General features: G+C 65.4%; 9 protein-coding genes and 1 tRNA gene. 5 read left to right on the top strand and 5 right to left on the bottom strand.

The window, feature by feature from the left end:
- Nucleotides 1-53: 53 nt before the first annotated feature.
- A complete protein-coding gene (locus HNW77_RS00635; protein WP_172154405.1) occupies nucleotides 54-1,535 on the bottom strand; it encodes a mannitol dehydrogenase family protein in 1,482 nt (493 codons plus the stop codon).
- A 252-nt stretch (nucleotides 1,536-1,787) separates the two neighbouring features.
- Between HNW77_RS00635 and HNW77_RS00630 the strand changes: the two genes are divergently transcribed.
- The 3 genes from HNW77_RS00630 to HNW77_RS00620 all read left to right on the top strand — a co-directional run bounded on the left by HNW77_RS00630 (nucleotide 1,788) and on the right by HNW77_RS00620 (nucleotide 5,269).
- Nucleotides 1,788-3,305: a replicative DNA helicase gene (locus HNW77_RS00630; RefSeq protein WP_172154403.1), complete on the top strand. Its 1,518-nt coding sequence runs from the start codon at nucleotides 1,788-1,790 to the stop codon at nucleotides 3,303-3,305.
- Between the two features lie 309 nt (nucleotides 3,306-3,614).
- A complete protein-coding gene (locus HNW77_RS00625) occupies nucleotides 3,615-5,126 on the top strand; it encodes a YifB family Mg chelatase-like AAA ATPase (protein WP_172154401.1) in 1,512 nt (503 codons plus the stop codon).
- Nucleotides 5,127-5,194: 68 nt separating this feature from the next.
- A tRNA-Val gene (locus tag HNW77_RS00620) sits at nucleotides 5,195-5,269 on the top strand.
- A 173-nt stretch (nucleotides 5,270-5,442) separates the two neighbouring features.
- Here HNW77_RS00620 and HNW77_RS00615 read toward each other — a convergent pair.
- From HNW77_RS00615 to HNW77_RS00605, 3 genes are all read right to left on the bottom strand, one after another.
- Nucleotides 5,443-5,823: a hypothetical protein gene (locus HNW77_RS00615; RefSeq protein WP_172154399.1), complete on the bottom strand. Its 381-nt coding sequence runs from the start codon at nucleotides 5,821-5,823 to the stop codon at nucleotides 5,443-5,445.
- Between the two features lie 131 nt (nucleotides 5,824-5,954).
- Nucleotides 5,955-7,841, bottom strand: a complete 1,887-nt coding sequence (locus tag HNW77_RS00610; RefSeq protein WP_172154397.1) for a hypothetical protein — start codon at nucleotides 7,839-7,841, stop codon at nucleotides 5,955-5,957.
- A gap of 41 nt (nucleotides 7,842-7,882) precedes the next feature.
- Nucleotides 7,883-8,842: a mitochondrial fission ELM1 family protein gene (locus HNW77_RS00605; RefSeq protein ID WP_172154395.1), complete on the bottom strand. Its 960-nt coding sequence runs from the start codon at nucleotides 8,840-8,842 to the stop codon at nucleotides 7,883-7,885.
- A 111-nt stretch (nucleotides 8,843-8,953) separates the two neighbouring features.
- On the opposite strand from HNW77_RS00605, the gene HNW77_RS00600 reads away from it, so the two are divergent.
- A complete protein-coding gene (locus HNW77_RS00600) occupies nucleotides 8,954-10,069 on the top strand; it encodes a DEAD/DEAH box helicase (RefSeq protein ID WP_172154518.1) in 1,116 nt (371 codons plus the stop codon).
- Nucleotides 10,070-10,231: 162 nt separating this feature from the next.
- Entirely contained in the window at nucleotides 10,232-11,251 is a 1,020-nt protein-coding gene (locus HNW77_RS00595) for a M14 family metallopeptidase (RefSeq protein WP_172154393.1), read from the top strand.
- A 33-nt stretch (nucleotides 11,252-11,284) separates the two neighbouring features.
- On the opposite strand, the gene glyA is transcribed toward HNW77_RS00595, so the two are convergent.
- On the bottom strand, nucleotides 11,285-12,574 hold the full coding sequence (gene glyA / locus HNW77_RS00590) for a serine hydroxymethyltransferase (RefSeq protein WP_172154517.1): 1,290 nt from the start codon (nucleotides 12,572-12,574) through the stop codon (nucleotides 11,285-11,287).
- Between the last annotated feature and the right edge of the window lie 178 nt (nucleotides 12,575-12,752).

Here is a 12,752-nt window from a genome sequence, read left to right as displayed (position 1 = left end):
TGAATAAAACGTGTGTCGTATTATTTCAGGGGGTTAAATCTTCCCCTGAATGGTTATTCCCCGGCGGATACAACCTCACGCAGCGTCACATGGGTTCCCCGGTCGCGAACGGACTGGCGCAGCGCCAGGTAGCGCTGCACGAAAACCGCGCTTTCCCGCAAATTCCAGCCCGCAAAGGCGGTCATGTCCAGCGCCTCTTCAAGATTGGCCGAGGCCGCCTTGACCCGGTCTTCATCGGTCAGGTGTGGCTCGATCACATCATAGAGTGTGCCTTTGTCATCACGCCCGCGCAAATATTCCGCATAGCACGCCACGACAAAGGCAATGCGCTCCACCGGGCGGCGATGGGCGATCACGCCCATGGCGGTGCTCCTGACGAACATGGACAGCTTGGAGGTGCTGTCAGAGGCAATGCGCAGCAACTGGTCGCTGATCGCCCTGTTGCGGAAACGGTGCAGCAGCAGCCTGCCGTATTCCCTCAGCGCCATGCCCGGCGGCGCGTGCAGCAGGGGCTCGGCATCAAAGGCCAGATACTGCTCGACGAGGGCGACCTCGTTGAGGTCGAGCATGATCTCGCTGACAACACGGTAGCCCGCCAGCACGCCCGAAAGCCCGAGCAGCGAGTGCGAGGCATTGAGCATGTGCAGCTTCACCGCCTCATAGGGCTCGACATTATCGGTAAACTGCACGCCCACGGCATCGAGTTCCGGGCGGCCTGCGCAGAACCTGTCCTCTATGACCCACTGGATGAAATCCTCGCAGAAAACGGGGATACGGTCATCAAGCCCGCTTTCCGCATCAAGGCGCTTGACATCCTCGGGGTGCACGGCGGGGGTGATGCGGTCCACCATGGTGCAGGGGAAGGTGACGTTCTCCTCCATCCACTGCGCCAGCCCCGCGTCACGCGCCCGCGCCCAGCCAAGGAAGGCCGCGCGTGCCACATGCCCGTTCTGGGGCAGGTTGTCGCATGACAGGATGGTGAACGGACCAGCACCACTCTCGCGCCGCTGGCGCAGGGCCTCTGTCAGCAGGCCGAACACCGTGTGCGGCACGTCGCGCTTGAGGTCTTCGGCAATGACGGGGTGATCGAGGGGGAAGACGCCATTTTCATCAACGTAATAGCCGCCCTCGGTCACGGTCAGGCTGACAATGCGGATAGCGGGATCGGCCAGGCGGGCAATGGTGGCGGCCCGGTCGGCGGGGGCGTACATATATTCCGTAATGGAGCCGATCACGCGCACCACGTTCGGCGCGTCGGGCGCGCATTCGGTCAGGGAATACAGGCCGTCCTGTGCGGCCATGTCCTGCGCCTTGAGCGCCTCGTGCGGGGTTTCCATCAGGCCGATGCCCAGCAGGCCCCAGCCCTGCTGGCCCGCGCGTGCGAGCACGCGGTCGATATAGACCGCCTGATGGGCGCGATGGAAGTTGCCAACGCTGATATGCGCGATGCCGGGCGTTACCTTGCTGCGGTCATAGGCAGGCACCACGATCTCGGGCGGCAGGTGGGGCAGGGATGTGTTGTTGAGTGGGGTCATGACCATATTTCCACGGAAAGGATTTTTCGACGCCTAATCAGAAAAGACCCATGCGGCAACCCGCCCGCCTGCGGGGCCGCCAGGCGGGCGCCTGCGGGGCGCGGGTAAAAATCGCGCTACCCCGCGCGCTGGCTCCGGGCCGGGCGGAAGGCATGTTTTTTTATTACGCCCCGCAGGAGCGGGCAGCCTGCCAGCGCGGCCATGCACAATCATCTCTTCCGGCGCGGCCCCGTGATCGGATAGAAAGGCCGGGTGAATACCATCCAGAATCCTCCCCCCGCTGAGTCCCGCCAGCCGGACTCGCTCCTTGGCGTGTCGCAGCGCCTGCCGCCTGCCAACCTGCAGGCCGAGCAGGCGCTGCTCGGCGCGTTGCTGACCAACAACAAGGCCTATGATCGCGTTTCCGACTTCCTGACCGGCACACATTTTGCCGATGAGATCAACGGGAAGATCTATGATGCGATTTCCAAGCATATCGAAGAGGGCAAGCTGGCTGACCCGGTCACGCTGCGCATCTATTTCCAGAATACCGGCGTGCTCGACCCCGTAGGCGGCACGGCCTATCTGGCCAAGCTGCTGACATCGATGGTCGGCATCATCAATGCCGCCGATTACGGGCGCGTGATCCATGATGCGTGGATCCGCCGCCAGTTGATCGATATCGGCCAGGACGTGGTGAACAACGCCTTTGGCGCGCGCCCCGACCTTGATGGCCCCGACCAGATCGCCGCCAGCGAGGAGGCGCTGTTCCGCCTGGCCACCGAGAAGGGGCAGGATGGCGGCTTCCTGTCCTTTGACCGCGCGCTGGCCGACGCGGTCAAGATTGCCCAGCATGCCTTTGACCGCGACGGCGACGTGGTGGGCCTGACCACGGGGCTGCGTGACCTTGACAAGAAAACCGGCGGCTTGCATCCCTCCGATCTGCTGATCCTTGCCGGACGCCCCGCCATGGGCAAGACCGCACTCGCCACCAAGATCGCGTTCTCCGCCGCGCGCTCGCTCATGGTAGCGGCGCGTGAGGCGGATGATGACGCCAAGCCCAAGGGCTCGGTGGCCATCTTCTCGCTGGAAATGTCGGCCGAGCAGTTGGCCACCCGTATCCTGTCCGAGCAGTCCAGCGTGTCGGGCGAGAAAATCCGCCGTGGTGAACTGGTGCAGAAGGAATTCGACCGCTTTGTGCAGGTCAGCCGCGAACTGTCGCAACTGCCGCTGCATATTGACGATACGCCCGCCATCACGCTCTCGGCTATGCGCACGCGCTGCCGCAGGCTGGCGCGCACCAAGGGGCTGAGCCTTGTGGTGGTCGATTACCTGCAGCTCATGCGGCCTTCGGTCGGCACCAAGGCGGACAACCGCGTGCTCGAAATCTCCATGATCACGCAGGGGCTCAAGGCGCTGGCCAAGGAACTCTCGGTGCCGGTCATTGCGCTGTCGCAGCTCTCGCGCCAGGTGGAGAGCAGGGAAGACAAGCGGCCCATGCTGTCGGACCTGCGTGAATCCGGTTCGATCGAGCAGGACGCGGATGCGGTGATGTTCGTCTATCGCGACCAGTACTACCTCCAGCAGCGCCAGCCCAAGGAAACCTCCTACGACTCAGTGGACAAGTACCAGACCGCGATGGAGGAGTGGCAGCGCAAGATGGACCTGGCCCATAACCGTGCCGAACTGATCCTGGAAAAGCAGCGTCATGGCCCGACAGGGACGGTGAACCTGTTCTTCGAAGGTGAGTTTACGCGCTTTGGCGACCTCGACATGTTCCACGACGCTTAAGGGAAGGATGAAAGTGATGCGCCGTGTGCGGGCGGCGCATCACTGTGGTCTGTGTGCCACAAGCAGAACGACACGGCTGGTTGGGACAGAAACGTGCACAAAACCGCACAGACAGGATGGGACGGCGAAGGCAGGCAGGTCAGGCACAGGCACCCTCTTCATCGCGCATCCAAAAGTTTTATAAGAAATATTATGCCAACAAATTGGGTGTGAGAGACGCCACGGCGCATGATCCGGCCGGTTTCGCCATATTGCGTTTCGTCATGTTCCATAATGGCCAAACCGCCCGCAATCCGGCATCATCCATGCATGACTGATACGGCGCTCGCATCGATCTGCGGTTTTGCATTTTCCGGCATCGAGGCCGTTCCTGTCAAAGTCGAGGTCCAGCTTTCCGTCGGCCTGCCATCCTTCCTGATCGTGGGCCTGCCGGACAAGGCCATCAATGAATCGCGTGAGCGCGTGCGCGCGGCCCTGTCGGCCATGGGGCTTGCGCTGCCGGCCAAACGCATTGTGGTCAACATGGTGCCTGCCAGCCTGATGAAGGAAGGATCGCATTTCGACCTGCCCATCGCCCTTGCCCTGCTTGTGGTCATGGGCCTGCTTTCAGGTGACATGGCGCAGCGTTACGCGGCCCTGGGCGAACTGTCGCTTGATGGCGGCGTCAACCCGGTCTGTGGCGTGCTGCCTGCCGCCATGACCGCGGCGAGCCTGTCGCTCGGGCTGATCTGCCCGGCAGCCCAGGGCGTCGAGGCCCGCTGGGCCAGTGAGGACATGGACATCCTCGCCATCCGTTCCCTGCCCGAACTGCTCAACCATCTGCGCGGCCAGCAGGTGATCGAGCCGGTCGAACTGCCCCCCATCGCGCCGGAAGACCTGAGTGCCCTGCCCGACCTGGCTGACATCCGCGGCATGGAAACCGCGCGCCGCGCACTGGAAATTGCCGCCGCGGGCCGCCATTCGCTGCTCATGGTCGGGCCGCCAGGTGCTGGCAAATCCATGCTGGCCGCCCGCCTGCCCGGCATCATGCCCGACCTGACAGCGGTTGAAATGCTGGAGATCAGCCGCATTCACAGCATTGGCGGCCTGCTCAAGGATGGCCAGCCCGTGCGCCGCCCGCCGTTCCGTGATCCGCATCATTCCTCAAGCCCCGCGGCCCTGAGCGGCGGCGGCGCAAGGGCGCGGCCCGGCGAGGTCAGTCTGGCGCATCACGGCGTGCTGTTTTTGGATGAAATGCCCGAATTCGGGCGTTCGGCGCTCGAAGTGCTGCGCCAGCCGATGGAAACCGGCAGCATTTCCATCGCCCGGGCCGCGGCCCATGTCACCTACCCTGCCCGCTTCCAGCTCATTGCGGCCATGAACCCGTGCAAATGCGGTTATCTGGGCGATGCGGCGCAGGAATGCCGCAAGGCGCCGCGCTGTGGCGAGGATTATCAGGCCCGCCTGTCCGGCCCGCTGCTCGACCGGCTGGACATGACGGTGCATGTCGAACCGATGCCATTGAGCCGCATTGCCGAGCTCAGGGGTGGCGAGGCCAGCGCCATCGTGGCCGCCCGCGTGCGTGAGGCCGTGGCCCGCCAGCAGGCCCGTCAGGGTGCGGCCCGCAATGCCGAGGCCCCGACCGATGATTTCCGCATCACCGCATCCGCGCGTGACTTTGCCGTGCAGGCCGCTGAAAAAATGCGCCTTTCTGCCCGTGGCTTCACCCGCCTTCTGCGCGTGGGCCGCACCATAGCCGACCTGGGCGCGCAGCCGGACGTGGAACGCGGCCATATTGCCGAGGCCCTGGCCTACCGTTTTCGCCGCGCGGGTGGAAAATGACCCGAAAGCGATTTTTCCCTCTTGCGCGCCCTGCCTGGCTGGACTAAATAACCCCCACCGAAGCGGATGGGTGCGTAGCTCAGCGGTAGAGCATCGCCTTCACACGGCGGGGGTCACAGGTTCAATCCCTGTCGCACCCACCATCCGGCCTTACTCCTTAATATTCAAGCATAAATACTGCGTTGCGCTTCTCACCTGATGGGCAAGGCACACGCAGCGCATTGCCATACAGACAGGCCGACCCTGTCTGGCCGCCTGCCCCGGGAAATAAAAGTTTTTGGTAAAGCTTTTTTCAAAAAGCTTTGAAAACGCTGTCTTACGGCACCTGCCCCAACGCATCCCGGCATTTCACGTAAGATAATTTGTCCTGAAACAGGAACAGCACGTAGTAATCAAGCGTGCGGCGGCGCTTGCGGGTGGGGTTGGTGTAGAACGGAAAGACATCAAACGGGCCGTCATACCCTTCGGGCACCGGTTCGCGTTCGGTGATGCAGCGCACCCTGAACAGCGGCGCATAGGCGGTGGCATCGGCTTGGGTGCGCCGGACATGAAACAGGTTGCGGCGGAACTTGCGCAGCCGCTCGGGCAGGACAAAGATCATGTTCTGCTCAAGAAAATTCTGCGGCGGGTTGCGGTCGCGCAGGTATTTCATGTCGTTGGGCATGTCACAGAAGAAATTGGTGTCCTGTACGATCATGGTGCGGTCGGTCTTCCTCCATGCCGGCGATGGGCCGGTTCATTGCATACGGGCCGCTCAGGCAGGCGCACGCCCCACGCCCCACGCCCTACGCCCCACGCCTGTCCATCCACCTACGATGACGGCCCCGTTCAGAACCCGAACATATGGTCGATTGAAAACCGTCCGTCCCCGGTCCTGCGGCCATGATAGCCAAACAGGCGGCAGGTCGTGTCACGGATGATGACATAGGCCCCCTCGCCCGCAATTTCCAGCGCGGCGCGCCCGAATACTTCATGCGGCCAGATTTCGCACGAGCCGGATTGGGGAATGGCGACGTGTTCCTGAGCCATGATCGCGCCATGGGCGGCATGGAGCGTAAGCCGCGTGTCCGACACGGCATGCCACAACCCCGATGCCGGATAGATCAGCATGCAGAAACTGTAGGGTTCATGCAGCGCTGCCGTCAGGAACAGCCTTGTGGAAAGCCCCGGCGGCGGCCCGGCATAGGATTGCGGCTCCCCGCGATAGGTCATGGCGGTGTTGAAGATATGCGCGCCAAAGCTGGTCTCGGCCACATGGCCGCTCATGCGGTCCTCATAGCGGATCAGGGCATGCAGCCAGCCATCCGCCTGCCCGCCTTCGCGGAAATCATAGACGAGTTCGGCATGTCCCGCCCCGCCTGCGAGTTCGCCCGCATCCAGCACGCTGGCATGGTCGCGCCCCAGATTGCCCATGAACCGCGCGGCCCCGGCCTGCCCGCGCCGGTCAAAGCAGTCCACGCGCACGGGCAGGCTTGTCAGGCTTTCCGCCATGGGGGCGGGCACGACCAGCGTGCGGTAACGCGCCGGGTCGGGCACGGGGAATGGCAGCAGATAGCCCCGCCCGAAAAAACGCGGGTCCAGTTCCGCAATGCCGGGATCGGGCTGCAAATCGGCGCGCTGTACGTTGAGGTGCGCGATGCGGGTGCGGGCAGCCCGCGTCACCTCATAACGCGGGCGCACCACATAGCCGCCTGCGCGGAATTCAACCTGTGCCGGCCAGGCCAGATCGGGCAGCATGTCGCGCACATGCACCGCCAGCGTCTGGTATGGAGCCAGCGTCCGGTCGATGGCTACCTGTTCATCACACCCCATGCGGTTGAGCGTCATGGCGCCTGCAGGAATGCTCAGGTCGTGGCTGTTCTGCACCCAGAGCACCACGTCCTCGCCCGGTGTGGGGGCAGGCAGGTTGGCATAGCGGTTGGCAGGCCAGGCATTGGCATCATGCGTGACCGACAGGCTGGCATTGGCCCCCTTGCCCCGTGTTTCCAGCGCGTATTTCACCACGTCGTGGCCTGCGATGCCGATGGCGTGGATGAAAAGCTGGCCGGTAAACGCGGGCAGGCCGAAGCGCTGGCGGATCTCGGCGCTATCAAGCACGATGGCCTGCTCGCCCTTGGGCACGGGCTGCTCCCAGGTGTGCAGCACGCAGCCGTTCTCATCAAACAGCCGCAACCACAGCCTGACATTGCGCGCGCCATAGCGGGCCCAGTAATTGGCCGTGACCAGACGGGTGGAAAATTCCCCTGTTTCGCGGAAGAAAGCGAAATTGGTGCCGAAATTGAGCCGGTCAAGATAATGATGCCCGACCGAGAGCATATCCTGCGGCAGGCGCACCGGGGCCAGCGTGTGCAGCGTGCCGCCGGGCGGCATGAGGCCCGCCAGGCGGTTCTCCATTACGCCAGATGCAAAATCCAGCGCCCACACGGTCGTGGCCGTGCTGGCGGGCAGGTCGGCCAGCGCGCGCAGCTCCTGCCCGCAGCAGGGCTGCCCCACCCTGAGTGAATCATGGGTATACAGCCCCGCAACCTGTAGCAGCACGGGCAGCAGGGGCAGAATGGTTTCTGCCATGCCATGCGGGTCATAGATCGCCACGAGACCGGCCTGGGCCAGTTCGCGGTTCAGGGTGGTCAGTTTTCCGGCAGCGAGCGGATGGGTCAGGGCCCGGTAGGCCATATTGCCGCCGGTGCGCGGGTCAAAGGTACGAATGCCAAGCATGGGTGCCGTCTTGTTCCACTTTGGTGCGGGCGGGAGGGTGTTCAGGCTAGGGGTGGCAGGCCACAGTACTGCCGCACGGCCTGCGCCGCCAGTTCGGTATCGTCAAGGGGCGTGACCCCCCATGTTTCCAGCCGCCCGGCAAAGGGGCGGATGCGGCCGGCCAGTTCGAGTTCACGCACAAAATGCCCGATGCGCCGCGACCGGCCCGGCAGTGCCGCCACCATGACCGGCACGGAGGTCGCAACTGCCTCTGATATCATGGAAACGCTGTCCGTCGTCACCACAATCGCATCGGCGCAGGCCAGCAGGCCCAGATAGGGGTTGGGGCCGGTCTGGTCCCACACCCATGCATCGGGGCCGGCAAGGGCGCGTTGCAGTTCACGGCACACGGCCGGGTCGGTGCGGCGCGAGGGGGTGAGTGCAAGGCCCACGCGGTCGCGTCGCATCATGGCGGCAAGGTCAGCCGCCAGGGCAGCCCCTTCCGCCGGGCCAAGGCGGAAACGCCCGTTGCCGCCACCCACCAGCACCGCGACCAGCGGGCGGGGCAGGTGCGCCAGCCGGGGGGCCCATTCCTGCCGCGCCTGCGCCAGCAGCGCCGGGGTGACGCCATGCAGCGCCGTGCGCGTCAGCACGACATTGGGGCCACGCAGCCGGTCATGGTGGTTGGCAATGACCAGATCGAACCGCGCGGGTGAAAGGCGGGGGTTCTGCACCTGGATCACGCAGGCCCCTTCGCGCTTGAGCGCCGCCCCCACCGCGCCCCCGCTGCCGCCTATGGTGATGACCGGGTTGTCGCGATACGTATCGGGCAGGCCGAGCGGCTGTATGGCGCGCAGGGGTACGGGCCACCAGGCGGCGGGCAGGTGCCGCCACAGGCCGCGTGGCGCCAGGGCATGCAGGGTGGGCGCAAGGCCCGCGCGCTGCGCCAGGCCAAAGGTTTGCGAACGCATGCCCGCAAGGTCTGGTGCGATGACGGTTGCGGGGCGTAAGGGGGCTTGCATGCCCTCATCTGGCGCGACAAGGCGCAGGCCGTCAATGCCCTGCCCCTTTTGTCGCGGGCTTACCCGCGCTATGGGGCAGCAATGAGCGAGACAGAACCGACATTTTCCGGCATGGGGCTTGATGGCCGCGTGGTGGCAGCACTGGCCCGCATGGGCCTGCACCAACCTTCCGCGATCCAGAACGCGGTCATTCCCCCCATCGTGGCGGGCCGGGATGTGGAGGCCCTCGCCAGCACCGGCAGCGGCAAGACCATCGCCTTCGCCGCCCCGCTCCTGTCCGCGCTGATGCACGGCGGCGGCGTGGAGGGCAGCGCCGATAACAGCCGCGTGCGCTGCCTGATCCTTTCGCCCACGCGTGAGCTTGCGGGCCAGACGGCAGGCGTGCTGCGTGGCCTTGCGCGCGGCAGCGGGCTGCGCGCGCTCCAGGCCACCGGCGGCACGGCGCGCGCAGCGCAGGCGAAGACGCTGGCCGAGGGCGTCGCCATCGTGGTTGGCACGCCGGGGCGGGTGATCGACCTTGCGCGCGGGGGTGAGCTGGACCTGTCCACCATCACGCAGTTCGTGCTCGATGAGGCCGATCGCATGCTCGACCCCAATTTTGCCGAGGACATGCTGGCCCTCGCCACAGCCCTGCCCCCACGCCACCAGACGCTGCTTTTTTCGGCCACGCTGCCACCCGCCATGGCCGACCTTGCCGCCCGCCTGCTGCACAAGCCCGTGCGCGTGAGCATGGAGGCCGAACAGGCCCCAGCGCCCCGCATTGCGCAATATGCCATTTTCGTGCCGATGCGCCACAAGGCGGAGGCCACGCTGGCCTGCCTGCGGCAATACGGCATGCAGCGCGTGATGATCTTCGTGCGCACGCGCCACGAGGCGGATGCCATTGCCCGCGCGGTCTCGGCGCTTACGCCCGCCGTCGCCATCCATGGCGATCATTCGCAGGCCCGGCGCGAGCGCATGCTGCGTGATTTCCGTCAGGGCCGCGTGGGCGTGCTGGTGGCAACCGACGTAATGGCGCGTGGAATCGATATTGATGACATCGCCCTGGTCATCAATCATGACATCCCCGCCCCGGCCGAAGCCTATGTGCACCGCATCGGCCGCACGGCGCGCGCGGGCCGGCGCGGCATGGCCGTGGCCCTGTGCGCACCCGAGGAACGGCAGGCACTCAAGGACATCGAACGCCTGACCGGCCAGCGTATCCGTATCGCAACACTGCCGGAGTAAGTCTGCGCGCCGTCATGCATTTGTCATGCTCCGGGCGTGGTGGTGGCCTTGCCGTGGCAGGCGGGCCGGATAAACTGCTGGCATGATGAAGCACGATGCCATGCCCGTTTCCGGCCTGTACCGTAAAGGGCCCAGCCTGCGCCCCGGCGGGCTGCACTGGGCATGACATGCGGGCCGGATGAAACGCCGCTGCCGGTGCGCGTGGCGCGTCCGAGCCTGTTCCTTGATCGCCTTCCCCCGCCAGCCCAGCCCTTGCCCCGGTGGCGGGTTGACCTTGCTCCGCCCGACATCACGCCATGGCGGGCGGGCAATTGCGGCATTCCCGGCGTCATGCATTACGAGGGGCGCAGGCCGGGGCCGCATATCGTGTGCGTCAGCCTCATTCACGGCAATGAGTTCTCGGGCGCCATCGTGCTCGACCGCCTGCTGCGCATGCGCATCCGCCCGCGCTCGGGCCGCCTGTCCTTCATATTCGCCAACCCCGAGGCCATGGACCTCTTCGACCCGCGCGACCCCGTAAGGGCACGCTGCGTAGAGGAAGACATGAACCGCGTCTGGTCGCCCGCCACGCTGGCCGGTTCGCGCTCCGCCCATGAAATCGACCGCGCGCGGATGCTGCTGCCCGTTATCCTGACGGCGGACAGGCTGCTCGACCTGCATTCCATGCTGTGGCCGGGCGATCCGCTGATCCTGTCGGGGCTGTCCGCGCCGGGGCGGCAGATGGCGCGGCATGTCAGCGGGGTGGAAACAGCCGTGGCCGATCAGGGGCACCGCAGCGGTTGCAGGCTGATCGACCACCCCCGCTTCAGCGATGATGGTCCCGCCGCCGCCTGCCTGCTTGAGGCCGGCCAGCACTGGCATGACAGCACGGTTGCCCGCGCCATGCAGGCCGTGCTCTCCCTGATCGGGCCATGCTGCGGAGTGCCCGTGCCGGATGCGCCCACGGCGCGACGCACTATGGTGGTGACCAATGTGGTCACGGCGCGCACCGGGGCGTTCCGGTTCGTCGCGCCGTTCCATGGTGGGCAGGTGCTGCCGGCACGGGGCACGCTGGTCGCGCATGACGGGCGTGACGAGATCCGCACGCCCTATGACCGGTGCATGCTGGTCATGCCCAATTTGCGCCCCGCGCGCGGACATACGGCGGTGCGCTTTGCCCACGCTGCCCGCAGCCCGGAGTAAAACCCGCCCCATTGACCGGGGCGGGCCCCATGCTCAGGCGTAGATGGGGAAGCGCGCGCACAGCGCCTTGACGCGGGCATGCACGGCCTGCTCGGTCTTCTCGCAGCCTTCCTCACCCGGTGTCTTGGCAAGGGCGGTCAGCACTTCGTCGATCATCAGGCCGATTTCATGGAACTCGGCCGCGCCAAAGCCACGTGCGGTGGCCGCCGGGCTGCCAAGGCGGATGCCCGAGGTGATGGCAGGCTTCTCGGGGTCGAAGGGAATGGCGTTCTTGTTGGCGGTAATGCCCGCGCGCTCGAGCGCACGCTCGGCGGCGCGGCCCGTAACGCCCTTGGGGCGCAGGTCGACCAGGATCAGGTGGCAGTCGGTGCCGCCGGTCACGATGTCAAAGCCAGCCTTGACCAGTGTTTCGGCCAGGATGCGGGCATTGCTGGCCACGGCTTCCTGATAGGTCTTGAAGTCGGGGCGCAGCGCCTCGCCAAATGCGACCGCCTTGCCCGCGATGACATGCATGAGCGGACCGCCCTGCAGGCCGGGGAACACGGCGGAGTTGATCTTCTTGGCCAGGTCGGCATCGTTGGTCAGGATCAGGCCGCCACGCGGGCCGCGCAGGGTCTTGTGCGTGGTCGAGGTCACGACATGCGCATGCGGCACCGGCGAGGGATACAGCCCGGCGGCCACAAGGCCCGCGAAATGCGCCATGTCCACCATCAGGTAGGCACCCACCTCATCGGCAATGGCGCGGAAGCGGGCGAAGTCGATGATGCGCGGATAGGCGGAGCCACCGGCCACGATCAGCTTCGGCTTCTCGGCGCGCGCCAGGCGCTCCATTTCCTCGTAGTCCAGCAGGCCGTCCTGCTTGCGCACGCCGTACTGCACCGCGTTGAACCACTTGCCCGAATAGTTCGGGGCCGCGCCATGCGTCAGGTGGCCACCGGCGGCAAGGCTCATGCCCATCACGGTATCGCCCGGCTTGACCATGGCCATGAACGCCGCCTGGTTGGCGTTGGCGCCGGAATGGGGCTGCACGTTGGCGAATTCGGCGCCGAACATCTTCTTCACGCGCTCGATGGCCAGGGTCTCGACCTTGTCCACTTCCACGCAGCCGCCATAATAGCGGCGACCGGGATAGCCTTCGGCATACTTGTTGGTCAGGACGCTGCCCTGCGCGGCCATGACGGCGGCCGAGACCATGTTCTCGCTGGCGATCAGTTCGATCCCGTCGCGCTGACGCACCAGTTCCGCCCCGATCATGGCGGCGACATCGGGGTCGGCTTCGGTCAGGGGGGCGCGGAAAAACTGCTTGAGGTCACTCTGGCTGATAGGGTCCGGCACCGGTATGGTTCTCCATCAATTTATCGTCTGTCATTTCCGGCTGGGCAAACGGACATGACACCTATGGGGACAGGCCTGCTATGTGCGCCATATCGTGGCGTTTAGACAACGCCAAAATGACCGGGAGAGGCTGATTTGACTGTTGTTGCACCCCATGCATCCCCCT

The organism is Komagataeibacter melomenusus (genome assembly GCF_013155395.1).
GTDB classification, from domain to species: Bacteria; Pseudomonadota; Alphaproteobacteria; order Acetobacterales; family Acetobacteraceae; genus Komagataeibacter; species Komagataeibacter melomenusus.
This window is presented reverse-complemented; position numbering and strand designations above follow the sequence as displayed.

Bases quoted from the DNA above. Each gene is read 5' to 3' on its own strand.
- HNW77_RS00615 (WP_172154399.1), bottom strand. From the start codon at position 5,823: ATGATCGTACAGGACACCAATTTCTTCTGTGACATGCCCAACGACATG.
- HNW77_RS00605 (WP_172154395.1), bottom strand. From the start codon at position 8,842: ATGCAAGCCCCCTTACGCCCCGCAACCGTCATCGCACCAGACCTTGCG.
- HNW77_RS00625 (WP_172154401.1), top strand. From the start codon at position 3,615: ATGACTGATACGGCGCTCGCATCGATCTGCGGTTTTGCATTTTCCGGC.
- HNW77_RS00600 (WP_172154518.1), top strand. From the start codon at position 8,954: ATGGGGCTTGATGGCCGCGTGGTGGCAGCACTGGCCCGCATGGGCCTG.
- HNW77_RS00635 (WP_172154405.1), bottom strand. From the start codon at position 1,535: ATGACCCCACTCAACAACACATCCCTGCCCCACCTGCCGCCCGAGATC.
- HNW77_RS00595 (WP_172154393.1), top strand. From the start codon at position 10,232: ATGACATGCGGGCCGGATGAAACGCCGCTGCCGGTGCGCGTGGCGCGT.
- HNW77_RS00610 (WP_172154397.1), bottom strand. From the start codon at position 7,841: ATGCTTGGCATTCGTACCTTTGACCCGCGCACCGGCGGCAATATGGCC.